This window comes from Faecalibacterium langellae (genome assembly GCF_002549775.1).
In the GTDB taxonomy this organism is placed as follows: Bacteria; Bacillota; Clostridia; order Oscillospirales; family Ruminococcaceae; genus Faecalibacterium; species Faecalibacterium langellae.
The window spans coordinates 1-25,185 of the sequence record NZ_NMTR01000011.1 but is presented as its reverse complement, the minus strand read 5'-3'; the positions used below and the strand labels follow the sequence as shown (position 1 = coordinate 25,185).

The 25,185-nt window shown below is 60.2% G+C and carries 21 protein-coding genes and 1 tRNA gene; 13 read left to right on the top strand and 9 right to left on the bottom strand.

The window, feature by feature from the left end:
- The first annotated feature begins 255 nt into the window (after positions 1 to 255).
- The 5 genes from CGS49_RS03910 (at position 256) to CGS49_RS03890 (ending at position 6,204) form a co-directional block, all read left to right on the top strand.
- Positions 256 to 1,956 carry a peptide ABC transporter substrate-binding protein gene (locus CGS49_RS03910; protein WP_097800607.1) on the top strand — a complete coding sequence of 567 codons (1,701 nt, stop codon included), beginning with the start codon at positions 256 to 258 and terminating at the stop codon, positions 1,954 to 1,956.
- A 163-nt stretch (positions 1,957 to 2,119) separates the two neighbouring features.
- Positions 2,120 to 3,055 (top strand): ABC transporter permease, encoded by a 936-nt coding sequence (locus CGS49_RS03905; RefSeq protein ID WP_097800606.1) that lies wholly within the window; start codon positions 2,120 to 2,122, stop codon positions 3,053 to 3,055.
- Between the two features lies 1 nt (position 3,056).
- On the top strand, positions 3,057 to 4,160 hold the full coding sequence (locus CGS49_RS03900) for an ABC transporter permease (protein WP_097800605.1): 1,104 nt from the start codon (positions 3,057 to 3,059) through the stop codon (positions 4,158 to 4,160).
- Positions 4,161 to 4,173: 13 nt separating this feature from the next.
- Positions 4,174 to 5,271, top strand: coding sequence for an ABC transporter ATP-binding protein (locus CGS49_RS03895; protein ID WP_097800604.1), 1,098 nt, complete (start codon positions 4,174 to 4,176; stop codon positions 5,269 to 5,271).
- Positions 5,272 to 6,204 (top strand): ABC transporter ATP-binding protein, encoded by a 933-nt coding sequence (locus CGS49_RS03890; protein ID WP_097800603.1) that lies wholly within the window; start codon positions 5,272 to 5,274, stop codon positions 6,202 to 6,204.
- A gap of 64 nt (positions 6,205 to 6,268) precedes the next feature.
- On the opposite strand, the gene CGS49_RS03885 is transcribed toward CGS49_RS03890, so the two are convergent.
- Positions 6,269 to 6,342: transfer RNA gene (locus CGS49_RS03885), tRNA-Ile, on the bottom strand.
- A gap of 71 nt (positions 6,343 to 6,413) precedes the next feature.
- Complete coding sequence (locus CGS49_RS03880; protein ID WP_097800602.1) at positions 6,414 to 6,833, bottom strand: hypothetical protein; 420 nt, start codon at positions 6,831 to 6,833, stop codon at positions 6,414 to 6,416.
- A 132-nt stretch (positions 6,834 to 6,965) separates the two neighbouring features.
- Here CGS49_RS03880 and CGS49_RS03875 point away from each other — a divergent pair, with 132 nt between their 5' ends.
- The 6 genes from CGS49_RS03875 to CGS49_RS03850 all read left to right on the top strand — a co-directional run bounded on the left by CGS49_RS03875 (position 6,966) and on the right by CGS49_RS03850 (position 12,461).
- Positions 6,966 to 7,466: a conjugal transfer protein TraD gene (locus CGS49_RS03875; protein WP_097800601.1), complete on the top strand. Its 501-nt coding sequence runs from the start codon at positions 6,966 to 6,968 to the stop codon at positions 7,464 to 7,466.
- On the top strand, positions 7,463 to 8,743 hold the full coding sequence (locus tag CGS49_RS03870) for a glycoside hydrolase family 10-like protein (RefSeq protein WP_097800600.1): 1,281 nt from the start codon (positions 7,463 to 7,465) through the stop codon (positions 8,741 to 8,743). Before CGS49_RS03875 ends, CGS49_RS03870 begins: the two co-directional genes overlap by 4 nt.
- A gap of 190 nt (positions 8,744 to 8,933) precedes the next feature.
- Complete coding sequence (locus CGS49_RS03865; RefSeq protein WP_097800599.1) at positions 8,934 to 9,473, top strand: hypothetical protein; 540 nt, start codon at positions 8,934 to 8,936, stop codon at positions 9,471 to 9,473.
- On the top strand, positions 9,473 to 10,393 hold the full coding sequence (locus tag CGS49_RS03860; RefSeq protein WP_097800598.1) for a DMT family transporter: 921 nt from the start codon (positions 9,473 to 9,475) through the stop codon (positions 10,391 to 10,393). The genes CGS49_RS03865 and CGS49_RS03860 overlap by 1 nt, the downstream gene beginning before the upstream one ends.
- A gap of 4 nt (positions 10,394 to 10,397) precedes the next feature.
- Positions 10,398 to 10,952 carry a M48 family metallopeptidase gene (locus tag CGS49_RS03855; protein WP_097800597.1) on the top strand — a complete coding sequence of 185 codons (555 nt, stop codon included), beginning with the start codon at positions 10,398 to 10,400 and terminating at the stop codon, positions 10,950 to 10,952.
- 18 nt (positions 10,953 to 10,970) lie between these two features.
- A complete protein-coding gene (locus CGS49_RS03850; protein WP_097800596.1) occupies positions 10,971 to 12,461 on the top strand; it encodes a lipopolysaccharide biosynthesis protein in 1,491 nt (496 codons plus the stop codon).
- A gap of 80 nt (positions 12,462 to 12,541) precedes the next feature.
- On the opposite strand, the gene CGS49_RS03845 is transcribed toward CGS49_RS03850, so the two are convergent.
- The 5 genes from CGS49_RS03845 to CGS49_RS03820 form a co-directional block, all read right to left on the bottom strand.
- Complete coding sequence (locus CGS49_RS03845; protein ID WP_097800595.1) at positions 12,542 to 14,767, bottom strand: right-handed parallel beta-helix repeat-containing protein; 2,226 nt, start codon at positions 14,765 to 14,767, stop codon at positions 12,542 to 12,544.
- A gap of 277 nt (positions 14,768 to 15,044) precedes the next feature.
- Positions 15,045 to 15,977 carry an alpha/beta fold hydrolase gene (locus CGS49_RS03840; RefSeq protein WP_097800594.1) on the bottom strand — a complete coding sequence of 311 codons (933 nt, stop codon included), beginning with the start codon at positions 15,975 to 15,977 and terminating at the stop codon, positions 15,045 to 15,047.
- A 22-nt stretch (positions 15,978 to 15,999) separates the two neighbouring features.
- Entirely contained in the window at positions 16,000 to 16,251 is a 252-nt protein-coding gene (locus CGS49_RS03835) for an AbrB/MazE/SpoVT family DNA-binding domain-containing protein (RefSeq protein WP_097800593.1), read from the bottom strand.
- Between the two features lie 732 nt (positions 16,252 to 16,983).
- The gene (locus CGS49_RS03825) at positions 16,984 to 18,270 is read right to left on the bottom strand and encodes a cation:proton antiporter (RefSeq protein WP_242975355.1); all 1,287 of its coding nucleotides are present in this window, start codon (positions 18,268 to 18,270) and stop codon (positions 16,984 to 16,986) included.
- A 351-nt stretch (positions 18,271 to 18,621) separates the two neighbouring features.
- Positions 18,622 to 19,650, bottom strand: coding sequence for a glycosyltransferase family 2 protein (locus CGS49_RS03820; RefSeq protein ID WP_097800676.1), 1,029 nt, complete (start codon positions 19,648 to 19,650; stop codon positions 18,622 to 18,624).
- A 227-nt stretch (positions 19,651 to 19,877) separates the two neighbouring features.
- Here CGS49_RS03820 and CGS49_RS03815 point away from each other — a divergent pair, with 227 nt between their 5' ends.
- On the top strand, positions 19,878 to 21,461 hold the full coding sequence (locus CGS49_RS03815; RefSeq protein WP_097800590.1) for a RecQ family ATP-dependent DNA helicase: 1,584 nt from the start codon (positions 19,878 to 19,880) through the stop codon (positions 21,459 to 21,461).
- 77 nt (positions 21,462 to 21,538) lie between these two features.
- Here CGS49_RS03815 and nrdG read toward each other — a convergent pair whose 3' ends face one another.
- The gene (gene nrdG / locus CGS49_RS03810) at positions 21,539 to 22,096 is read right to left on the bottom strand and encodes an anaerobic ribonucleoside-triphosphate reductase activating protein (RefSeq protein WP_097800589.1); all 558 of its coding nucleotides are present in this window, start codon (positions 22,094 to 22,096) and stop codon (positions 21,539 to 21,541) included.
- A 171-nt stretch (positions 22,097 to 22,267) separates the two neighbouring features.
- Complete coding sequence (gene nrdD / locus CGS49_RS03805; RefSeq protein ID WP_097800588.1) at positions 22,268 to 24,439, bottom strand: anaerobic ribonucleoside-triphosphate reductase; 2,172 nt, start codon at positions 24,437 to 24,439, stop codon at positions 22,268 to 22,270.
- 384 nt (positions 24,440 to 24,823) lie between these two features.
- Here nrdD and CGS49_RS13900 point away from each other — a divergent pair, with 384 nt between their 5' ends.
- The gene (locus CGS49_RS13900) at positions 24,824 to 25,093 is read left to right on the top strand and encodes a hypothetical protein (RefSeq protein ID WP_143405805.1); all 270 of its coding nucleotides are present in this window, start codon (positions 24,824 to 24,826) and stop codon (positions 25,091 to 25,093) included.
- Positions 25,094 to 25,185 lie beyond the last annotated feature (92 nt).

The following is a 25,185-nucleotide window of genomic DNA, read 5'->3' as shown; positions in this document are numbered from 1 at the left end:
GTAAAAGTGTGCGCTGCACGGGAACAGGAAGCCTTTAAAACTGCACAAAAATCGAAAGCAATTTTTGGATGACCATTGGTCAAACCACAGAAAAGCGGTCGGAAGCCTTTCTTTTTTGGGCGGAACAGCGTATAATGCGGGTATCGCACAAAGGTGTGCCAAGCCCCGGAGGAGGGGCGAAACCCTTTGTGCATTTTTCAGTTCCTGCCGCTTCAGTTTGTTAAAGCAGCAGAGTAAGAGAGAGAGGGAAAGATTATGAAATTCGATCGTCGTATTTCTCGCCGCAGCTTCCTGGCTGCTGCAGGCGTATCGGCTGCTGCACTGGCTCTGACTGCCTGCGGCGGCTCCTCCAGCACCGCCGCTTCCGGCTCCACTGCATCTTCCGGTGCAGCTGCCGGCTCCGCTGAGGGCGGCGTGCTGAACATCATGCTGGAGACCGAAGTCCAGTCTCTGGACCCCCAGCTGGCTACCGATGGTACTTCCTTCGAGGTCATCGCTGATTACACCGACGGCCTGATGCAGATGGACGAGAACGGTGCAGCTGTGGAGGCTCTGGCAGAGAGCTATGAGCTGAGCGAGGACGGCAAGACCTACACCTTCCACCTGAAGGATGCAAAGTGGTCCAACGGCGATGCCGTTACCGCAGCCGACTTCGTCTTCGGCTGGCAGCGTGCGGTTGACCCCGCAAACGCTTCTGAGTATTCTTACATGCTGAGCGATATCGGTCAGGTGGTCAACGCCGCCGAGATCATTGCAGGCGACAAGCCCGTCACCGATCTGGGAGTTACCGCTGTGGACGACAAGACCCTGAAGGTGGAGCTGAATGTTCCGGTCAGCTACTTCCTGAGCCTGATGTACTTCCCCACCTTCTACCCCATGAACCAGAAGTTCTTTGAGAGCTGCGGCGATACCTACGGCACCAGCGCAGATACCGTGCTGTCCAACGGTGCATTCGTGCTGACCAGCTACGAGCCGGCTGCCACCGCTTTTGAGCTGGTGAAGAACGCCGACTACTACGATGCCGACCGCATTGCGCTGGACGGCCTGAACTATCAGGTCATCAAGGACAGCCAGCAGGCTCTGATGAGCTATCAGAACGGTGATCTGGATATCACTCTGCTGAACGGCGAGCAGGTCGAGCAGGTCAAGGATGACCCCGAGTTCACCAGCGTGGGTGCCGGCTACCTGTGGTACATCAGCCCCAACATCGACGCTGTGCCGGATCTGGCAAACCTGAACCTGCGCCGCGCCATCACCTTTGCACTGAATCGTGATTCCATCACTAATGACGTGCTGAAGGACGGTTCTTCTCCCGCCTACACCGCAGTGCCCGCACAGTTCGCCACCGGCCCCGACGGCAGCGATTTCAGCGCCGACCAGACCAAGTTTGCAGAGTTCTGCGCATACGATCCCGATAAGGCTGCAGAGTACTATGAGCAGGCCAAGGCCGAGCTGGGCAAGGATTCCTTCTCCTTCACCATGATCGTCGATGCCGACGATGCTCCCCAGAAGGTCGCTCAGGTCGTTCAGGAGCAGCTGCAGACCACCCTGCCCGGCTTTACTCTGGAGCTGAAGGTGGAGCCCAAGAAGCAGCGCGTGCAGGATCTGCAGGACGGCACCTTTGAGCTGGGTCTGACCCGCTGGGGCCCCGACTACGCCGATCCCATGACCTATCTGGGCATGTGGGTCACCGGCAACTCCAACAACTACGGTCTGTGGAGCGATGCTGACTACGATGCCATCATCGCAGAGTGCACCACCGGCGATCTGTGCACCGATCCCGAAGGCCGCTGGGAGGCAATGTATGACGCTGAGTCCATCGTTCTGGAGCAGGCAGTCATCTTCCCGCTGTATGGCCAGTGCAATGCTGAGATGATCTCCTCCGCCGTTACCGGCATCGAGCATCACCCCTGCGCTCTGAACCGTGTTTACAAGAACACCACCAAGAACGCCTAAGTCTGACGTAAGATAAAAATGCCGCACAGTGGCAGCGTGATTGCCGCTGTGCGACTTTTTGGCTTTTACACTGTCCGCGTCCGGCGCACGGCTGACCGCGGCAGGCGGGAGCCGTTCTGCCCCGTGCGGGGCGGAGAAGAAACTTTAAGGGGGTCTACCCAACGTGAAAAAATACACGCTCAAGCGTATCATCACTTCGTTGTTTACGCTGCTGGCCATCCTGCTGGTGTTGTTCATCCTCATGCAGCTGATGCCCGGTTCGCCCTTCAACGATGAAAAGCTGACGCCGGAAATGCGCGCATCCCTGTACGCAAAGTACGGTCTGGATCAGCCGATCTATGTGCAGTTCTTCCGTTATGTGACCAACATGCTGCGCGGTGACTTCGGCGTCAGCTACAATATCTCCAAGAACACGCCCATCTCCCAGCTGATCCAGTCCCGTCTGCCCATTTCCATCCGTGTGGGCGGCATGGCTGTCACACTGGGTGCCGTGGTGGGCCTTGTCCTCGGCATCATCGCAGCCCTCAAGCGCGACACCATCTTTGACACCCTGGCCACCATCATTTCGGTCATCGGTGTGTCGGTGCCGTCTTACGTGATCGCGCTGGCCCTGAGCTACACCTTCGGCTTCAAGCTGAAGTGGTTCCCCATGCTGTTCTCTGCAAAGGACGTGTTCGGCTCCAGCGTGCTGCCCAGCATCTCGCTTTCCATGTTCACCATGGCATCCATTGCCCGCTTTACCCGCAGTGAGATGATCGAAGTGCTGGATTCCGACTACATGCTGCTGGCTGAGAGCAAGGGCATTTCCGGCCCGGCGCTGATCTTCCGCCACGCTCTGCGCAACGCCCTGATCCCCATCATCACGGTCCTGGCTCCGCTGATCGTTGATCTGATGACCGGTTCTCTGGTGGTGGAGAAGATCTTCGCCATCCCCGGCGTGGGCAGCCTGCTGGTGACCGCCATCCAGTCCAACGACTACAACGTGGTCATCAGCCTGAGCTTCATCTACAGCGCCATGTACATTGGCATCATGCTGGTCGTTGACCTGCTGTACGGCATCATCGACCCGCGCATCCGCTTGGCAAAGGGGGACGACTGATATGGCAGAAAAAGCAATTCGCCTTGGCGGCGAATCCACTGCGGACGCCATCGTCAGCGCCGTGGATACCATGTATTCTGAGCACACCTTCGACGAAAAGGACTTCGTGCTCAAGCACAACGACGACGAGATCGCCGTGGACTCCAACTTTGCGGCCCAGAGCTTCTGGAAGGATGTGCGGGTGCGCTTCTTCCGCAAAAAGAGCGCCGTGTTCGGCATGATCCTCGTTGTCTTTATCGTGCTGCTGGCGGCATTTGGCCCCGGCATGAACGAGTATACCTACTCCGGTCAGGAACTGAGCCAGAAGAACTTTGCGCCCCGTGTACAGGTGCTGGAAAACTTCGGCATCTTCAACGGTGACGAAAAGATGAGCACCACCACCGGCTCCAAGACGGTCAATGCCTATGTGGAAAAGGGCAAGGAGGACGTCTACTACTGGTTCGGCAGCGACACCTATGGCCGCGATATCTGGACCCGCACCTGGGAAGGTGCCCGTGTCTCGCTGATCATCGCGGTGGCCGCCGCCGTCATTGATATGGTCATCGGCATGAGCTATGGCCTGATCTCCGGCTACTTCGGCGGCAAGGTGGATATGGTGATGCAGCGTTTTCTGGAAGTGGCCAACGGCATCCCCCGTCTGGTCATCGTCACGCTGCTTCTGCTGGTGCTGAAGCCCGGCATGATCACCATTATCTTTGCCCTGATGCTCACCGAGTGGGTGGGCATGAGCCGCATTGCCCGCGCCGAGATGCTCAAGCTGAAGGATCAGGAGTTCGTCCTGGCCTCCCGCACGCTGGGCGCCGGCAGCTTCTTCATCATCTTTAAAGAAGTGCTGCCCAACATCATCGGACCCATCATCACCCAGGTCATGTTCAGCATCCCGACGGCTATCTTCACCGAGGCGTTCCTGTCCTTCGTTGGTCTGGGCATCCCGGTGCCGCAGTGCTCGCTGGGCTCTCTGATCAGTGAGCTGTACAACAGCTTCACCACCCACCCCTACCAGATCATCCCGCCCATGGTCGTCATGAGCCTGCTGATGATGAGCTTCAACCTCGTGGCCGACGGCCTGCGCGAAGCACTGGACCCCAAGATGAAGAGTATGTAAGGAGGAACACCCCATGCCTGAAAACAAAAAAGAACAGGTCCTGTCGGTGCGAGACCTGGACATTACCTTTAAGACCACCGCAGGCCCGGTGCACGCCATCCGCGGCGTGAACATCGACCTGTACAAGGGCGAGACGGTCGCTCTGGTGGGCGAATCCGGCTCCGGCAAGTCGGTCACCATGAAGGCCGCCATGGGCATTCTGGCTCAGAACGCCATCGTGAACAGCGGCTCCATCGAGTTCAGCTACCATCACGCCGACGGCAGCCCCGAGACCGTGGACCTGCTGCAGAAGGATAAAAAGTGGATCCGCCGCCACATCAACGGCAAGCGCATCGCCATGGTGTTCCAGGACCCCATGACCAGCCTGGACCCCACCATGCAGATCGGCAAGCAGATCATGGAAGGCATGCTGTGGCACTACAAGATGCCCAAGGATGCCGCCTACAAGAAGGCTGTGCAGCTGCTGGAGGAAGTGGGCATCACCGATGCTGAAAAGCGCATGAAAAGCTACCCGCACCAGCTGTCCGGCGGTATGCGCCAGCGCGTGGTCATCGCCATTGCACTGGCCTGCGACCCCGACCTGCTGATCTGTGACGAGCCCACCACCGCACTGGACGTGACCATTCAGGCCAAGATTCTGGAGCTGATCCGCAGCATCCAGCGCGAGCGCGGTATTTCGGTCATCTACATCACCCACGATCTGGGCGTTGTGGCAAAAGTGGCCGATTATGTCGATGTCATGTACGCCGGCAAGATCGTGGAGACCGGCACCATCAACGAAATTTTCTACGAGCCGCGCCACCCCTATACCTGGGGCCTGCTGTCCGCCATGCCTGATCTGGACACCGCAGACGACCGCCTGTACACCATCCCGGGTTCGCCGCCGAACCTGCTGCATGAGAAGCCGGGCGACGCCTTTGCGCCGCGCAACCACTTTGCCCTGAACATCGACGACGAAGTGGACCCGCCTATGTTCAAGATCAGCGATACCCACTATGCAGCCACCTGGCTGCTGGACCCCCGTGCACCCAAGGTGGAGATGCCGCCTGAGCTTGCTCAGCGCATCGAGCGTATGCGTGCCGAGGCAGAAAAGATCAAGGAGGCGGAATAAATGGCAGAACAGAACGCTGCTCCGCTGCTGAAGGTGGAAGGCCTGAAGCAGTATTTCCGCGTGAGCAAGAGCTTTACCGTCAAGGCCGTGGAAGATGTCAGCTTTGAAATTTATCCCGGCGAGACCTACGGTCTGGTGGGCGAGTCCGGTTCCGGCAAGTCCACCATCGGCCGCAGCGTCATCCGCCTGTATGACCCTACCGCCGGCAAGATCACCTTTGACGGGCAGGACATCAGCGGCAAGCTGAGCCACAGCCAGAACAACACTCTGCGCACCCAGATGCAGATGATCTTCCAGGACCCCATGGCCTCCCTGAACCCCCGCAAGAAGGTGGAGGATATCATCGGCGAAGGTCTGGACATCCACCACATGTACAAGACCAAAGAGGAACGCCGCGACAAGGTGGAGAAAATTCTGGCGAAGGTGGGCCTTGCCCCCGAACACGCCGAGCGTTACCCTCACCAGTTCTCCGGCGGCCAGCGCCAGCGCGTCGGCATTGCCCGGGCGTTGATTATGAACCCCAAGCTGATCATTGCCGACGAGTGCATCTCGGCTCTGGACGTGTCCATCCAGGCACAGGTGGTCAACCTGATGAAGGACATTCAGCAGGAGACCGGCACGGCCTACCTGTTCATTGCACACGACCTGTCCATGGTCAAGTACATCTCGGACCGCATCGGCGTGCTGCATCTGGGCCACCTGCTGGAGACAGGCACCACCGAAGAAATTTTCGAGAACCCCATCCACCCGTATACCCGCAGCCTGCTGTCGGCTATCCCGCTGCCGAACCCCGTTGTGGAGAAGCGCCGCGTGGCCGAGACCTACGACTACGCCACTTCCGGCATCGACTACAACAAGGGCACCAATCACCTCGTGAGCGGCAGCCATTATGTCAAGTGCACCGACGAAGAATTTGCCAAGTGGTGCAAGTGAAAACGTTCAAACTCTGACGGATAACAAAAAAGAACACCCCTTTGTGGGGTGTTCTTTTTTGTTATGGGCCAGCCAGGACTTGAACCCGGGACCAAGCGGTTATGAGCCGCCAGCTCTGACCAACTGAGCTACTAGCCCGCAAATGCTGCACTGCAGCATCTATCAGTATACCAAATTCTGCGCAAAATGAAAAGCGTTTGCCCGAAAGTTTATTTGGTGCGGTGGGCGTCCAGCTTCTGCTGCAGGAAGGTGTCCAGCATTTCCTGCGGGAACAGCGGCTCCTTGTAGCCAAATGCTTCGCGGATGAAGATCAGGGTCACCACGGTCTGGCGGCCGGGGTCCAGCCGCAGGGTATAAAGGGTGTCCAGCGGCTGCTGGGTGGGTTGGTGCAGCGTCAGGTGCAGCAGGAAGCCGCCGTCCTTTTCGCGGCGGCAGTCGTAGGCAAACACGTCGGTGTCCCTGTGCTCGTCCAGACGGTCGAAGCATTCGTCCAGCGCAAGGTCGGTACGGAACTCCGACAGGCCGGACGGGCCGTACTGGCTGCGGCGGCCAGACTCCCGCCGGGAGAGCAGAAAGACGATCACGCCCAGCACGGCGGCGAGAAAAAGGATGGAAACAGCGGCGTTCATGGCGCACCTCCGAAAGAGTTTTCCTTATTGTAACACAACGCGCGGACTTTTGTGCTATAATATTTTTAATTCTTTGAAAATTTTGACTTTTTGACAAAGGGCCTGCGCCACAGCGCGGGCGGGAGGAACGCAATGAAGCTCAAATTCACACGCAAGACCTGGTACTTTTTCCTGCTGGCAGCTGCGGCCATGTCCATGCTGGGCGGCTTTGCCGTGCTGGGCGGCATGGATTTTTCGGGGCTGGAGCTGATCGTGTTCTGCATCACCGGCATCGCGGTGCTGTTTCTGGCCGCGCAGAAGGGTGCCCCGGCCAAGGATAAGCGCAATTACACGCTGGTGTTCGTGCTGCTGATGCTCAGCAAGCTGGCTGCCGGGGGCTGGGCGGGCGACCTGTGCTCGGCGCTGGTGTGGCCCAGCCTGCTGGCCATTGAGTACAGCCACGGCAGGCCCGTTCAGCGCCAGCTGCAGCTGGTGTGCATCGCGGAGGCCATGCGGGTGGTGTTCTGGATGATGACGAAATACGCCGGTATGAGCAGCTTTGCCTTCTGGACGAACCTGATGTTCGTGCTGCTGGCCTGCGCCCGCGGCTGGGCGGCACTGGTGCTCTACAAGACCCAGGAGGAGACCCTGTGACCCAGCGGCGCAGGTCCAAAAAGACGGAAGTGAAACCGCGCCGCTTCGGGCGGCGTGCCTTTCTGCTGGGCGCAGGTGCGGCCTGCGTGGGGGCGGGGCTCTGGCTGCGGCGGAAAGACCTTTCCGCACCGGATAAAACGCAGGAAGATCAACTACCCGTTCAGAACCCGGCCTTGCCTGCCGGGGAGTGGCGGGCCGTGTGGGTGAGCTACCTGGAATGGGCGGCCATGGATTTTTCCTCGGCCGATGCCTTCCGGGCCGGGTGTGCCGAAATGCTGGACAACTGCGCGGGCCTTGGGCTGAACACGGTGCTGGCGCAGGTGCGGCCCTTCGGGGACGCGCTGTATAAAAGCCAGCTGTTCCCGTGGAGCCACCTGTGCACCGGCACCCAGGGGCAGGACCCCGGCTTTGACCCGCTGGATATCCTGCTGCAGGAGGCCCACAGCCGCGGGCTCTCGGTGGAAGCGTGGGTGAACCCCTACCGGCTGCGGTCGTCGGCCGCCATGCCGCCGAACCTGGCGGAGAACAACCTTGCCAGCACTCACCCGGAGTGGGTCTGCGCCGTGGGAGAGGGGCTTTACCTGAACCCGGCCGAGCCCGCTGCGGCGGACTATGTGGTGCAGGGCGTGGCAGAACTTGTGCAGAACTATGCGGTGGATGGCATCCACTTTGACGATTACTTTTACCCCGCCACGGAGGAGAGCATCGACGCGGCGCAGTTTGCGGCGTCCGGTGCGGCCGACCTTGCCGCCTGGCGGCGGGAGAACGTGAGCGCCCTGGTGCGGAAGGTGTACCGCACCGTGAAGGCCGCCGACCCGACGCTGCGGTTCGGCATCAGTCCGCAGGGGAATCCCGACAATGATCTCAACGGCCAGTACAGCGACGTGACCGGCTGGCTGGCGTCCGGCGGCGAAGAACAGGCAGTGGATTACCTCTGCCCGCAGGTGTACTGGGGCTATGGTTATACGCTGCAAAGCGGCAGCACCCGCTTCGCCTTTGAGAACATCGTGCCTGCCTGGCTGGCCTACCCCCGGGCAGAGGGCGTGGTCCTCTACTTTGGGCTGGGGGCCTACCGGGTGGGCGTGGGCGACGGCGGGGCCAACGCCGACAGCGTGAGCGGTTGGAGCACCGGCAGCGCGCTGGCCCGGCAGGTGGAGGACCTGCGCGGGCAGAACGCGGACGGCTGGGCGTTGTACCGTTACGGCAGCCTGTTCGGGGCCGGGGCACCGGCGCTGGCTGCCGCCGAGTGCGAAGCCCTGCGGTCGCTGAACGGCTGAAAAGTGAAAAATCGGGCGGCAAACCGCACAAAAAGAAAAGCCCCGGTGGGGCGTTTCTTGCCCGGCGGCGCGGGACAAATATCTTGTACCGCACCGCAAAATGCGGTATACTATATCTGTATCTGCCCGGCGAAAGATGCGGGGCGGGAGGATGAAAACAAAAGGAAGCATCTGCTTCGTGAGGAACGCTATGAAGATGAAAAAACGGCTTTTGGCATTGCTGCTAGCAGCGGTGCTGGTCATGAGCCTGACCGGCTGCAAGGAAACGCTGAAAAATGTGGCCCAGAAGGTCACCGGCAGCAGCAATCAGGTGCAGGAAGAAGACACCACCCGCTGGGCGGACGCCACCAGTGATCAGCTGATCATTCAGGGCATCGCGGACGCATCGGCCAAGTTTGACACGGCCGTGGTGGACGGCACCCTGTATGCGGTGTTCAACGGCATCTGGACCCGCCAGACCAGCTACTTTACCGTGCCCTCCGGCACACTGAACATCATGGGCTGCGGCACCGCCGAGGGCACCCAGAAGTTCAAGGTGGCCCTGTGGAAAAAGGTGGACGGCGGTGCCGAGTATGTGCCGGACAGCACCTATTATATCAAGACCGACGGCCAGAACTACACCTGCACCGTCTCCGGGCTGGACCCGGCGGCGCAGTACCGGGTGACCATCTCCTATGACTCCAGCCGCTACTACCTGTACGGCCTGCTGAAGGTGGAGGGTGTCGGCTGATGAAGACACAGACCAAAAATTCCCTGCTTCTGCTGCTGTGCTCCTTTATCTGGGGTACGGCCTTTGTGGCTCAGAGCGCCGGTTCCGGCATGGGAGCCTACAGCTTTCTGGCCGGGCGCAGCTGGCTTGCCGTGGTGGTGCTGATCCCCACGGTGCTGGTGTTTGACGCCATCCGCCGCAAAAACGGCACCGATGCAAAGCCCAAGACCGCCGCAGAAAAGAAAAAGCTGCTGACGGCGGGCCTTGTGTGCGGCACCTTTCTGTTCGCGGCGTCCGCGGCGCAGCAGATCGGCATCACCCTCAACCCGTCCACGGCCAAGGCCGGCTTCCTGACGGCCATGTATGTGGTGCTGGTGCCGGTGTTCGGCCTGTTTTTGGGCCGCAGGGGCAGCGCACAGCTGTGGGTGAGCATGGTGGTTGCCGTGCTGGGGCTGTATCTGCTGTGCATGAAGAACGGCTTTGGCAGCATCGAGTCCAGCGACTGGGTGCTGCTGAGCTGCGCGGTGCTGTTCAGCTTCCAGATCATGGCGGTGGACCACTTTGCCCCGCAGGTGGACGGCGTGCGGCTGAGCCTGCTGCAGTTCTTTGTGGTGGCGGTGGAGAGCACCGTGGCGGCGTTTCTGTTCGAAGCGCCCACGGCGGCACAGTTTGCCGAGAACGCGCTGCCCATTTTCTACTGCGGTGTGCTGTCCAGCGGTGTGGCCTACACGCTGCAGATCTTAGGCCAGCAGGACCTGAACCCCGCCATCGCCAGCCTGATCATGTGCCTCGAAAGCGTGTTCAGTGCGCTGGGCGGCTGGCTGCTGCTCAGCCAGAGCCTTTCCGCGCGGGAAGCCTTTGGCTGTGCGCTGATCTTTGCCGCCGTGGTGCTGGCCCAGCTGCCGCTGGAAGTGCTGCACCGCGCCAAAAAGGCATCCTGACCCCGTGGCGAAGCAGCAGCCCGTGCCGCAGCTGCGCACGGCAGGCGGCATCCGGTATGAGCTGACCCGCAAACGGGTGAAAAACCTGAACATCCGGGTGCGGGAGGACGGCACCGTGGCGGTGAGCATCCCGCTGCGCACGAGCGCAGAGGCTGCCGACCGCTTTGTGGCCGCACGCGCCGCGTGGGTGCAGCAGGCACAGGCCCGTGCCCGGCGGCGCAGCCTGCAGGACGCCCGGCCCCTGCCGGACAAAGAGACCGCGCTGGCCCACTTTACCGCCATGAGCGATAAAGTCTACCCGGCTTTTGCCGGGGTGCTGGGCGGGCAGAAGCCAACCATCAAGGTACGCAGCATGACCAGCCGGTGGGGCGTGTGCCACATGGCAAAGCGGCAGATCACCTTTGCGCTGCAGCTGTACAACCAGCCGGAAGCGGCACAAATTTATGTGGTGGTGCACGAATACTGCCACTTTCTGCAGCCGAACCACAGCCCGGCCTTCTGGGCCGAGGTGGCAAAGCTGCTGCCGGACTGGAAGGCCCGGCGGAATCTTTTGAAGTAAAACAGGAGGGGAGTTCCCTTGGAAAACGAAAATAAGTCCGGCGATAAATATTCCAAACTGGCCGGCAACACGCTGATCTTTGCGATCAGCAGCTTTTCGTCGAAGCTGCTGACGTTGATCGTTCAGCCGTTCCTCACCTACGCCATGGCCGAGGTCTCGGACCTGGGCCTTTCCAAAATTCTGAGCCAGTACGCGAACCTGCTCATCCCGTTCGTGTCCATGGGCATGTCCAACGCCATCATCCGCTTCGGACTGGACAAGGGCAACAGTGAAAAGCAGGTGTTCACCAACGGCCTGCTCACCATTCTGGGCGGCTTTGGCATTCTGGTGCTGTGCTGGCCCGTGGCGCGGTTTTTGCCCGATATGGCGCAGTACGGCCTGCTCATTTACATCTATGTGCTTATGAGCTGCCTGCGCACGCTGTGCACCCAGTTCGTGCGCAGCCGCCAGTGGAACAAGCTGGTGGCCGTGGACGGCGTGCTGTGCACCGTGGCCACCATGGCCTTCTATGTGCTGTATCTGGTGGGCTTCAAGTGGGGTGCCAACGGCTACCTGCTGGCCATCATCAGCGGCGACCTTGTCAGCGTGCTGTTCCTCATGTTCACCGGCAAGCTGTGGAACTATGTGGAGCTCAAGGGCCTCAACAAGGACCTGTGGAAGCAGATGCTGCGCTTCTCGCTGCCCATGATCCCGGCGCAGATCAGCTTCTGGATCATCAACGCGTCGGACCTGTTCTTTGTGCGTGAGATGTGCAACGGGCTGGACGGCCGCGACGGCAACGCATGGAGCGGCCTGCTCTCCACCGGCTACTTCCTGCCCACCATCCTGACCACCCTGGGCCTGATCTTCTACGACGCGTGGCAGCTTTCTGCTGTGACCGAGGAAGACGGCCGCGCAAAGTTCTTCACCAAAATTTTCCGCACCTATTCCAGCGTGCTGTTCTGCTGCGCGGCGGGCATCATCTGGCTGTGCCGCCCGGTCATGCACGTTATGAAGTCCAACTACTACTACGCCTGGCACTTTGTGCCCTTTTTGGCGCTGGCTTCCACCTGCAGCTGCTTCAACCAGTTCCTGAACAGCGTGTATGTTGTGAACAAGAAGTCTTCCCGCAGCATGATCACCATGATGGCGGGTGCCATCAGCAACTGCATCATGAACTACTTCTTCATCAAAGCCTGGGGCCCTGTGGGCGCGACCTACGCCTCCTTCCTGGGTCTGGGTCTGGTGTTCACCCTGCGCGCCATCGACGCCCACCGCATGATCGGGATGCATGTGCACCCGGGCCGTGTGGCCGTCAATGCGGCGGCGCTGCTGTTCGAAGCCTTCGTGCTGCTGGCGGAAACGCCGCTCTACGGCCTGTGGACCGGCCTGATCACCGCAGCCATCATCCTGTACAACTTTGCCGGTGTGTGGGCCATGGCCCGCGTGCTGCTGCCCAAGCTCCTGGGCCGCCGCGGCAAGGCGCTGGTGAAGGTGATCGACGGCTGGATCGCCCCGAAAAAAGCATAAGTTTTCTAAAAACAGCAAATCCCCCGGGACCGCAGTTCCGGGGGATTTTTGTGTCTTTGAGGGAATGGCTCCGGGCAGGCTCAGTGGCGGCAGCGGCGGCCGGTCAGGCTGGCCCAGGCACCGGCGGCGGTGAGGGCGATGCCGCTCAGGGCCATGGCCAGGGCAGCGAACAGGCTGGTTCCGGTCTGGGGCAGATGCGTGCCGCTGGGGGCAACGGTCTGCGTGGGCGTGCTGATGGGAGTCACAGGGGTCTCGCCGGGGGCCTCGGGCACTTCCGGGCTCTCGGGTGTTTCCGGGGTGATGGGGGTCGGCTCGGGATCAGGCGTGGGGTTCGGGCCCGGCGTCGGCTCCGGGTCGGGGGTGGGCTCCGGAGGGATCACCGCGTGGGCGGCCTTGAGAGCGAGGGCCTTGCCGCCGACGGTGATGACATAATCTCCGTTTTCATCCTGCAGGATCGTATAGTCCGAGCCATCCAGCAGAGTGTCCAGATTCATGATGAACTTCGGGATCTCATTGCCGTCCGCATCCACGGTGGCATCGGCATTCCAGCGATTGTTTCCATCTTCGTCGCCATCAATATACCAGCCATCAATGGTGTGGCCGCAGTCCACCAGTGTCCAGTCGTCGTCCTTGCTGACCCGGCGCAGGACCAGCACATTCCGGTTCTTGTCCTCGGTGGAACCGGCCGTCAGATACAGGTCAGCCCCGGCCGTACCGGCATGGTTGTTGAGCAGGTAACCGGCCAGCCGGACCGTAACGCCGTTGTCGGCGTAGATGCCGCCGCCCAGCTGTCCGGCCGTGTTGCCGGAGATGACGACGGTGCTGCCGATGTCAAGCACTTCCTGCTCAACGGTGTTGGTCACGCTGCCCGCAATCGTGCGGTTGGGCATGGAGTTGCGGATATAGATGCCGCCGCCATTTTTGCCGCTGTTTTTCTGGATGGTATTGCCGCAGACGGTGGTATCCGGGGCGGTCTCGCTCTGTTCAGGGCGGGAAAGATAAATGCCGCCGCCGTCCTGTCCGGCCGTATTCTCCAGAATGGTGTTGCCCGAAAGGGTGACGTCAGTGCTGCCGGAAGTGGAAACGGAGATGCCGCCGCCCTGCGCAGTGGCGCTGTTGCCCGAAAGGGTGCTGCCGGTGATGGAGACCGAGCCGTCGGTGACGGCAGCATAAACACCGCCGCCCTGTGCAGTGCTGGTGTTGCCAGAGATCACGCTGTCCTTGATGGTGAGGGAAGCGTTTTCGACGGTCCCGCCGTGCTTGCCGCCCATGCTGACGCCGCCGCCGGAACCATTGGCTGCGGTGTTATCCGTGATTCGGCAGTGGTCGATGGTAAGATCGCCGCTGTCCGCGCAGACACCGCCGCCGCCATAGCCGGAGGTGTCGTTCCGGTTGCCGGTAATGGTGAGGTCCTTCAGCAGAATCTCGGAGCCCTCGGCACCGGTGATCTTCACGCCGCTCTCCGTGCCGCCGGTAATGGTGCCGTTCACGATCTCGACGGTGCCGCGGGAGCCATCGGCTTTCTTTCCGCTCAGGTCAACGGTAATGGTGCCGGTGACGGTCTTTTTGTTCAGGTTCAGCCGGATCCAGTCAAAGATGGTCAGGCTGCCGGTGTAGTCTTCCTGCAGGATGATCTCCTGACCGGCTTTGGCATTCTTCACGACCGTTTCAAAATCGCCCATCACGGTGCCGTCTTCGTTGGAAGCCTGGGTGTTCAGGGCGACCTGCCGGGTCTCGCCGGGCAGCATCACGCTGATGCCGCCGGGCTGTATGGCGGGCGCGGCAATGCCGGGCTGCACGGCAGGCTGTGCGGCGTCCGGGCGGGCAATGGCGATCTCTGGGGGCTCAGGCGTTTCAGCGTCTTCGGCAGCATCGGCATCCTCCGCTGTTTCCTCAGCGGAATCGGCGGCATCTTTGGGATCTTCTGCCGCTTCCGCAGGCTCTCCGGCCGCGTCTGCGGGTGCTTCTGCAGCGGGCATGTCTACCACCACCGGGCGCGCCCCGGGCAGGGCAGGCAGGACCGCCGCATCCCCGGCGGGGGCGGCTTCCGGCTCCTGAGCGGGAGGTTCCTCGGTGCTCTGGGCAGGCGTTTCTTCCACAGGGTCCGCGGCAGCTTCGGCGGCGGGTTCTTCCGCAGCAACCGTTTCCGGGGACGGCTTGTCCTCGGTGGCAGTGTCGGCAGCGGCAGAGGGCTGCACATCGGCGGCGGCTTCGGGGGCTTCTGCCCCTGCGGAAAGCGGGCTGGCGGCCACACAGGCGGTGAGGGCCAGCGACATGGCGGCCAGTTTGAATTTTTTGTTTGTCATACGATCCATCTCCTTGCTGATCAGATGCACACGATAAAAGCGTGATAAACGGTACTTTTCACATCGCGCCCTTCTGTCATCGGGGCTGGAACAGTTATTGCATACCATTTTCTGGAAAAACTGTCAATCCAATCGACGAAAGGGGAGAAAACAAGACAAACATTCGCAAAATGCGGCACGGTCTGCAAGACCGCCGAAAGCGAAAAAATGCCAAAAAGACGCAAAAAATCCCGCCATCCGAAGGGGATGACAGGATAAGGATGCGGGAATGCAGGCGTCAGCGGGAAAGCTGCTTTTCCAGCCAGTCGCCGATGTCTTGGAATACTTCCTGGTGGTTCGTTTCCACCAGCAGTTCGTGGCGGGCACCGGGGTAGAACTTGCTCTCGATGTTCTGCACGCCGACGCTTTCCAGGCTCTGGATGGCGCGGCGCACGCCCTTGCCCTGCTCGCCCACGGGGTCGGCATCACCGGCCAGGAACAAAAGCGGCAGGTCTTTGGGCATCTGCGCGAGGAAGGCCGGGTCATGCAAACGCAGGATGCCGCTGAACATGCTATAGTAGGCGTTCAGCGTGAAGGTGAAGGTGCAGCGCTCGTCGGCCAGATACTTGTCCACCTCGGCGGCGTCGCGGTTGAGCCAGTCGTGGGTGGTGCGGCCCTCCAGCCCCTTGTTGTAGCCCAGGAAGGACAGGTTCGCCACCAGCTTGCTGCGGTAGTGCCAGCCGTGGAAGGCGGCCAGCACCCGGCAGGTGGTCTTGGCAAACTGCACCAGCGCCTTGGGCTGGAAGCCGGTGCCCATGATGATGGCACCATCCAGCTCGCGGCCATACTCGCACAAGTACTGCCGCGCGTAGAAGGAGCCCATGCTGTGGCCCAGCAGGAAATACGGCACATCGGGGTAGAGCTCCTTGGTGCGCATGGTCATGGCGTGCAGGTCGGCCAGCACGGCGCGGTTGCCGTCCGGCTCGGCGAAGTAGCCGTAGTCGTCCTTTGAGCGGATGGACCCGCCATGGCCCAGATGGTCGTGGCCGGTGACCAGGATGCCCCGCCCGGCAAGGTACTCGGCCAGGGGTTTGTAGCGGTCGATGAACTCCACCATGCCGTGGGACAGCTGAAGAACGGCCCGCACTTCACCTTCCGGCACACAGCGGAACGCGTGCAGCGTCCGCCCCGGAACGGTGGAGGGGACCGTGAAGTCGATCATCGGACTCATGAGGGAGCCTCCTTTGTGTGAATTACAGCGCGCCGATCTTGCGGCGGCAGGCCGGGCAGATGCAGTAACCTGCAAACTGGACGGCACCGTCGTCCACCTCGCCGCAGAAATCGCAGCTGCCTGCGGGGCGGTGCTTCTTGAGCACGATGGCATCGCCATCCACGAAGATCTCAAGCTTGGTGTCGGTATCCAGGCGCAGGTTGGTGCGCAGTTCTTTGGGCAGAACAATGCGCCCCAGCGCGTCGATGCCGCGGACAATGCCGGTGCTTTTCATAGTATACCATTCTCCTTTTTCATGATCGCAAACTGGTGAAAAAATGCCGCGCAAAACGGCATCTTTGCGACATGCAGGCTGCACCTTCCGGGCACGCCTGCGCTACACTGCAATGACAGCCAATGACACAACAGGAAAATCATGCCAATGCTGACAAGCTTAGTATACAAAAAATAATATTTTTCGTCAATGATTCCGTGTCAATTCGACAAGAAGCAACCTTTTGTGTAGAACGGTGGAGAGAAAGAAATGTTTTCTGCACAGAGAGGGAAAGTTTCGGATTTTCTGGGAAATGCTTCACCGGACGAAGATGTTCTCTTTTGACGGACAAAAGAGAACCAGAAAGGACGGCGGTGCCCGGAGGGCATGAAAGCCCCAGTGGGGCTTTTAAGCCGCAGACCGGTTTGCGAAGCAAATGCCGCGTGTTCAGCGCGGCAAGGTCGCAGCGATTTCGACGCGCTGGAGCCGACGGGTTGCGGCACCCTGCGTCTGCTTCGTGCCTTGGGCGGCACTCGCATCCTGCAGGCCGCTGCCCCAACAGCTCCTCCCTGCATCCGCCGCTGGCGCGATGCTCCCGCAGGGAGCCAGCGGCAGCAGATGCCGTTTGCCGTTACGACTCCTCCCGTGAAAAAACAAAAAAGAAAAGCCCGCAGGCTTTTCTTTTTTGCAAATTAAAAATAATTTTTCCGCTATGATTGTCAGAGCGAAGCGGAGACAATTCTAAATCGTTGTTTACTCCACTGCGACCGGCGTTTCCGGCTTGTTCTCCACGCGGGCGCTGGTGCGGCCCTCGGGACGAATTTCTCCGGCAGCAGTCAGGGACATCTTGGTCAGCGTGGGGCCCACCAGCTCGTACACCAGCACCGAGAACAGCACCACGTTGCGCACCATGTGGCCGTCCGACAGCTGGGAAGCCGTGGCCGCCATGCCCAGCGCCACACCGGCCTGCGGCAGCAGGGTGATGCCCAGACACTTCTGGATATCCGGGCTGCAGCGGGTGGCGCGGCAGCTCAGCCAGGAGCCGCTGATCTTGCCGGCCGAGCGGGCCGCGATGTACACCACACCGATGAGCAGCACCAGCGGGTTTGCAAGGATGGTCAGGTCAAGCTCGGCACCGGAAAGCACGAAGAACAGGATATTGATGGGGGACACCCAGCGGTCCAGGCGGTCCATGAGTTCCTCTGAGGTGGGGCAGATGTTGCAGAACACGGTGCCGGTCATCATGCAGACCAGCAGCAGCGAGAAGCCGCAGCGGGTGCCATTGATCTCGAACTCGGTCATGGAAAGGCCCACCGTCAGCAGCACGAAGGCCACCGAAAGGCTCATGCGCTTGGAGCGGGAGTGGAAGTAGACCTCCAGCAGGTTCAGCACATAACCGGCGGCCGCGCCCAGTGCCAGCGACAGAATGATCTCCAGCAGCGGCTCGAGGATGACGCTCACCGGGTCGATGCGGCCCTGCTCCAGCGCGTTTGCCACGCCGTAGGAAGCCGAGAACAGCACTAGGCCCACGGCATCGTCGATGGCCACCACCATCAGCAGCAGGTGGGTCAGCGGGCCGGAAGCTTTGTACTGCTTGACCACCATCAGGGTGGCGGCGGGTGCGGTAGCGGCGGCAATAGAGCCCAGCGTGATGGCCGACGCCATGGAGATGACGTCCGGGCGGGCAAAGTGCAGCGCGATGAGGGCCGCGTCCACCAGCGCCGTGGTGATGACGGCCTGCGCAATGCCCACCGTGACGGCCTGGCGGCCCATGCGCTTGAGGGCACTCAGGCGGAACTCGTTGCCGATGACGAAGGCGATGAAGCCCAGCGCCACCTGGGTGATGATGCCGTAGCCTTCCACAGCGGCAAGGCTGTCAAAGCCGAAGCCGATGCGGCCGAGGCCCAGCCGCCCCAGAAAAAACGGGCCCAGCAGCAGCCCGGCGACCAGATACGAGGTGACAGCCGGAAGGTGCACCGCCTTTGCAAGACGGGACATCAGCAGGCCTGCGATGAGCGCGAGGGACAGACAGATCAGCATTTGCTCCATGGGTCGTTGTGCGGGAACCGGCCATGATCCGCAGGCGGCTCCCATTCCTCCTTGTCAAAAAATGAACGAAGCCGCGCGCGAAAGGGAAAACCGAAAGGGGAACGCACTGCGGCCGGACAAAAAATGCATACAAATCCAGTATACTCGCCGCAGCGGCAAAAAGCAACGGTTGTCCGGAAAATTGGCAAAGAAATTTTGCCGAAAGACCTGCGCAGTCAACCCCTGACGGGTTTGTCGGTCCCTCCGGGAGGGGGCGCTTTTGCAAGGGGAACCGGGAAATGCAAAAAAGCTCTCCCTTTCGGGAGAGCAGGCTGCGAATTCAGGAGAGGACGGAGAGCCCCTTTAGTTGAATTTGAAGATCTTGCGGGCGGTGCGGTAAGCGCCGAGGATGACCTTATCGCTGCCGGGGAACTTCATGTTGGTCAGGCCGCCCAGGTTGAACTTGACGGCATTGTACACGCCGGTGCTGGTGTTGGCCTTCAGGTACTGCCACAGCTCGGTGCGCTTTGCCTTGGCCTCGTCGGTGCCGTCCAGCAGCAGGAAGATGTCGCTGATGGCCATCATCACCGAGAGGTAATGCACCATGTAGGAGCGCAGGCGCTTCTGATCCTTCAGAGCGTCCAGGTCCTGGCAGGCGATCATGTGTTTGGTGACCCGCAGCTGCTGGTCCACACGCTTGACCATGACGCTCTCGTTCACGCTCTGGTCGGCGCGGCCGATGAAGTAGCGGTACAGGTCCAGGTCCATATAATACATGCTCTTGACGTAGGGCAGGGGCTGATAGACGAAGATGTTGTCCACATAGAAGGTGTGCTTGGGCAGCACCATGCCGCACTGGCGCAGCACCCCGGTGCGGTACATCACCGAGTGCATCAGCAGGTTCTGGTCCGGGCGGAAGTGGCCCACATGCATCCAGCTGAACAGGCGGTTCTCGGGGAAGACGTTGGTGTAGCGCACGGTGTGGCTGGTGCCGTCCTCCACATGCTCATAGACGTAGTTGCAGATCATCAGGTCCGGTGCGGTGCCGCGGGCCACCAGGGTGGTCAGCTTTGCCAGCACCTTCTTCAGGGCATCGGTGTCCAGCCAGTCGTCACTGTCCACCACCTTGTAGTACAGGCCGGTGGCGTTGCGGATGCCCTGGTTGACGCCCTCGCCGTGGCCGCCGTTCTCCTGATGGATGGCCTTGACGATGGTGGGGTACTTGGCGGCATATTCGTCGCAGATGGCCGGGGTCTCGTCCTTGACGGAACCGTCGTCCACCAGAATGATCTCGGCCTGCTCGCCTGCGGACAGCAGCGTTTCGATGCAGTGGCGCATGTAGGCTGCAGAGTTGTAGCAGGGGACCGCAAAGGTGATAAGTTTCTGCATAATAAAAGATGCTCCTTTTTCTTCGAGTCCGGCACAGCGTCGGCCGGGATGGAGAGATGTAGCCTTATTATAGCATTTTCGCGCCTGAAAAGCTATCGTTTGCAAAAATTAACCGTGGCTTTTCGTGCTTTTTGCCGGAAATCGGCGTGTTTTCCTGCGCAAAAGGCGGCTTTTGTGGTATACTGGTACAGTTTGGAAGGCACCGCTCATCTATTATAACGGAGGAACTCATGGAAAACCCGCACAGCATCCTGAAAAAAGTTTTTGGCTACGACAGCTTCCGCCCCGGGCAGGAGCAGATCGTGCAGCGGCTGCTGGCCGGGCAGGATGTTCTGGCCGTGATGCCCACCGGTGCGGGCAAATCCATCTGCTATCAGGTGCCGGCGCTGCTTTTGCCGGGCATCACCATCGTGGTGTCGCCGCTGGTGAGCCTGATGAAGGATCAGGTGGGAGCCCTTGTGCAGGCTGGTGTGGCGGCGGCTTTTTTGAACAACAGCCTCACCGACAACCAGAAGGCCCTGATGCTGCACCGTGCCCGGGAGGGCTGGTACAAGATCATCTATGTGGCCCCGGAACGACTGGAGATGCCGGGCTTCCAGCGGCTGGTGCAGGAGCGGGAGATCAGCATGGTGACGGTGGACGAGGCCCACTGCATCAGCCAGTGGGGGCAGGACTTCCGCCCCAGCTACCTGCGCATCCGGGATTTTGTGGCGAGCCTGCCCCAGCGTCCGGTGGTGGGGGCGTTCACGGCCACGGCCACCGCCCATGTGCGGGACGACATCCGGGAACATCTGGCTTTGCAGAAGCCCTACGAGGTGACCACCAGCTTTGACCGGCCCAACCTCTACTTCGAGACCCGGCGGGCCCTGCCCAGCCAGAAGCCCAAGGAGCTTTTGGACCTTGTGCTCAAAGAGGGCGACAACGCGGGCATCGTCTACTGCAGCACCACAAAGCAGGTGGATGAGACGGCCCGCCTGCTGCAGAGCCGGGGGATCCGGGCCGCCGCCTACCACGCCAAGCTGGACGCCGATACCCGGCGGAAGAATCAGGACGATTTCCTCTACGACCGGGTGCAGATCATGGTGGCCACAAACGCCTTTGGCATGGGTATTGATAAACCCAACGTGCGGTTCGTCATCCACTATAATATGCCGAAGGACCTCGAGAGCTACTATCAGGAGGCGGGCCGCGCCGGCCGCGACGGGCAGCCCGCCCGGTGCACGCTGCTTTACTCCGGCACCGATGTGCGCACCATTCGGTTCTTTATCGAGAAGGAGCTGGAAGCAGACAACGGCCTGCCCGCAGACGTGAAGGCCGAAGCCGCCCGCAAGGCCGAGGAGCGGCTCAAGTACATGACATTTTATTCCACCACGCCCAAGTGCCTGCGGGGCTTTCTGCTGCAGTATTTCGGCGAAGCGGCCCCGGCCAAGTGCGGCAACTGCTCCTGCTGCCTGGCCGAGGAGCAGGAAGCCCAGCTGCAGCTGGAATACTCCCGCCGCCGCGCCGCCGACAATGCCCGCCGCCTGGCCGAAAAGCCGCGCCGCAGCAAGTCGACCGCGGCCGCAGGCGAGCTGAGCGAATTCGACGAAAAGCTGCTGAACGCCCTCTATGCCCAGCGCAAGCGTCTGGCGGGCAAGCAGAACGTACCGGCCTTCGTGGTGTTCAGCGATGCCACCCTGCGGGAGATGGCCGTGAAAAAGCCTATGAGCATCGACGAGCTGCTGAACATCAGCGGCGTGGGCGAAAAGAAAGCCGCCCGCTACGGCAATGCCTTCCTGCGCATCATCGAGGATGCGGTGGGCAGCCGGGAATAAAGACAAAAGAAAAGAGCATCCGATTTTCCACAGTGCTTTCATGAAACGTGAAAAATTGGGCGCTCTTTCTGTTTTGGTTATTTGTCCATCGTGTGGGTGGCGAACACCTTTTCGTCCTCCCACCACACGGGCTGCCCGGCGGCAAGGGTCTTTTTCACATCCAGCAGACGCTGGTTGCTGCTGCCGCGGAAGCGCAGGGAGATATCGTGTTTGGCCTCGACGAACTCACCATCCACCAGCACATCCAGCAGGCTGAGCAGCTCGTCGGTGGCTTCGCACCGGGCAAGGCTGGGCTCTTTGCCGGTGAGCTGCTCCCAGGTGTAGCCGGAGTAGCACCACACCGTTTTGTTCGGGTACAGGGCCTTGAAGTTGCGCACAAAGGGCAGCAGCTCCCGCTGGTTCTCCGGTTCCATGGGTTCGCCGCCCAGCAGGGAAAGCCCGGCGATGTAGTCCGGCTGGCAGGAGGCAAACACCTCGTTGCGGGTGGCTTTGTCAAAGGGCTGGCCGTAGCCGAAGTCCCATGCCACAGCATTGAAGCACCCCGGGCAGTGGTGGCGGCAGCCGGACACGAACACGCTGGTGCGCACGCCCGGGCCGTTGGCGATGTCGTAATATTTAATGGTTGCGTAGTTCATAAGTGATTCCCGTAATTTGCAAATAAGTTTTCAATGGACAGGAAGCTTGCCGTTGCGGCCCTTCCGGTGAAAATACGTTTGGAGCGGCCCGCAGGCCGCTCCAAACGTGAAATCAAAAATAATATTTCCGCTGTTATGCCTAGAGCGAAGCGGAGGGCATTCAAATCATAATTACAGATGCAGCACGCGGTCCTTGATCTCCTGCGTGCGGCCCTGGTTCCAGAACTGAGTGCCGATGTAGCCGCAGGTGCGGCGGGCAACGTTCAGCTTGTTCTGGTCACGGTTGCCGCACTTGGGGCACTCCCACACCAGCTTGCCGTCGTCTTCCACGATCTTGATCTCGCCGTCGTAGCCGCACACCTGACAGTAATCGGACTTGGTGTTCAGCTCGGCATACATGATGTTGTCGTAGATGAACTGCAGCACGCTCATGACGGCTTCCAAGTTGTCCTGCATGTTGGGCACTTCCACATAGCTGATGGCACCGCCCGGAGACAGACGCTGGAAGTCGGACTCGAACTTCAGCTTGGTGAAGGCGTCGATCTGCTCCGAGACGTGGACATGGTAGCTGTTGGTGATATAGTTCTTGTCGGTGATGCCGGGCACGATGCCGAAGCGCTTCTGCAGGCACTTGGCGAACTTGTAGGTGGTGGATTCCAGCGGGGTGCCGTAGAGGGAGTAGTCGATGTTCTCGGCCTTCTTCCACTCGTTGCACTTGTCGTTCATGTGCTGCATCACGCTCAGGGCAAAGGGCTTGGCACCGGCGTCGGTGTGGCTCTTGCCGGTCATATACTTCACACACTCATACAGGCCGGCATAGCCCAGGCTGATGGTGGAGTAGCCGCCGAACAGCAGTTTGTCGATCTTTTCACCCTTCTTCAGGCGGGCCAGTGCGCCGTACTGCCACAGGATGGGCGCGGCGTCGCTGGGGGTGCCCAGCAGACGCTTGTGGCGTGCCTGCAGGGCGCGGTGGCACAGGGCCAGCCGCTCGTCGAAGATCTTCCAGAACTTCTCAAAGTTGCCCTTGGAGCTCAGGGCGACATCCACCAGATTGATGGTGACCACACCCTGATTGAAGCGGCCGTAGTATTTGGGTTTACCGGTCTCGGGGTCCACATAAGGGGTCAGGAAGCTGCGGCAGCCCATGCAGGTGTAGCAGTGGCCCTCGCCGTTTTTGTCCACCTTCAGTTCCAGCATCTTCTTTTCGGAGATGTAGTCGGGCACCATGCGTTTGGCGGTGCACTTGGCGGCCAGCTCGGTCAGATAATAATACGGGGTGCCGGGGCGGATGTTGTCCTCCTCCAGCACATAGATCAGCTTGGGGAAGGCGGGGGTGATCCACACACCGGCCTCGTTCTTCACGCCCTGATAGCGCTGACGGATGGTCTCCTCAATAATGATGGCAAGGTCGGCCTTCTCCTGCGCGTTGCGGGCCTCGCCCAGGTACATGAACACGGTGATGAACGGCGCCTGGCCGTTGGTGGTCATCAGGGTGACCACCTGATACTGGATGGTCTGCACGCCGCGGTTGATCTCGCTGCGCAGGCGGCGCTCCACGATCTCCTTCTTGCGCTCGGTGGAGACGTTCAGGCCTTCCATCTCCAGCTCCACCTCGGCGGCGATCTTCTTGCGGGAGACATCCACGAAGGGGGCCAGGTGGGTCAGGCTGATGCTCTGGCCGCCGTACTGGTTGGACGCCACCTGCGCGATGATCTGGGTGGCAATGTTGCAGGCGGTGGAAAAGCTGTGGGGCTTTTCAATATAGGTGCCGGAGATCACGGTGCCGTTCTGCAGCATGTCCTCCAGGTTCACCAGGTCGCAGTTGTGCATGTGCTGGGCAAAGTAGTCGGAATCGTGGAAGTGGATCAGGCCTTCCTGATGGGCCTTCACGATCTCCGGGTCCAGCAGCAGGCGGGCAGTCAGGTCCTTGGAGATCTCGCCGGCCATGTAGTCGCGCTGCACGCTGTTCACGGTGGGGTTCTTGTTGGCGTTCTCCTGCTTGACTTCCTCGTTCTGGCACTCGATCAGGCTCAGGATGCGCTCGTCCGTGGTGTTGGTCTGGCGCTTCAGGCTCTGGACATAACGATAGGTGATATAGTGGCGGGCAACATCATGGGCCTTGATGTCCATGAGCTGGTTCTCCACCATATCCTGCACTTCTTCCACGCTGACGGCGCGGTTCAGCGCCTGGCACTGGTCGGTGACATCTGCTGCGATCTGGGTGATCTGGTCTTTGGTCAGACGGCTCTGGCCGCCCACCGAATCGCTGGCTTTGGTGACAGCGGTGATGATCTTGGTAATATCAAAGGGAACCTCTGCGCCGTTGCGTTTGATGATCTTCATAAGCTCTCCTCCAACTGACAGTGTGAACGGGCACCTCTTACAATAAGAGATACCCGTTTGCGCACACGATATCCAACAAACTGAATGTAGCTCTATTCTATCACTATCTAGTGGCAAGTCAAGAAAAATACCACTACATTTTGCGTTTTGGAGCTTTGCCCAAAATTCATGGACAATTTTCAGGATAAAATCTGAGCAAAGACCTCTTGACAAGGAACATGCATTTCCGCGGTGTAATATCGCAAAATATTATACGGCGAAAGCCTTATATTACATTATATAAGGGAAAATGCATCGGTCGGAATGGCACGGAGAGGCAGACGGTTTTGAGCCGGGCCCCGGCCCGCCGCGCCTGCGGTAGCAGGCGCGGCGCATTTCCCCCTTATGGCAGGTAGTGGTTTTGCGGTGTATGCAAAAAACTTGGAAAAAAGTTGTCAAAAAGTGTTGACAGGAGGGGCGGGGTGTGGTATTATACTTGAGCGCCAAGCGCTGAACGAAAAGAACGACTTCTTCAAGTTCAGCACGAAGCCCTTGAAAAGAACCAATGAGCGTCAAGAAAGACCGGTTAGCGCCGAGAAACTTCAAGATGATTCAAGTTCAGAAAGTTCAAAAGCTTCGAAAAAAGGACTTGACAAAAAACCACTTCGGTGGTAAAATAAACAGGTCGTCAGCCGAACGGCTGAGGCGCACAGGACCTTGAAAATTGAACAATATCGAAAAACTTGTAAGGAACCTTTATGTGTTTG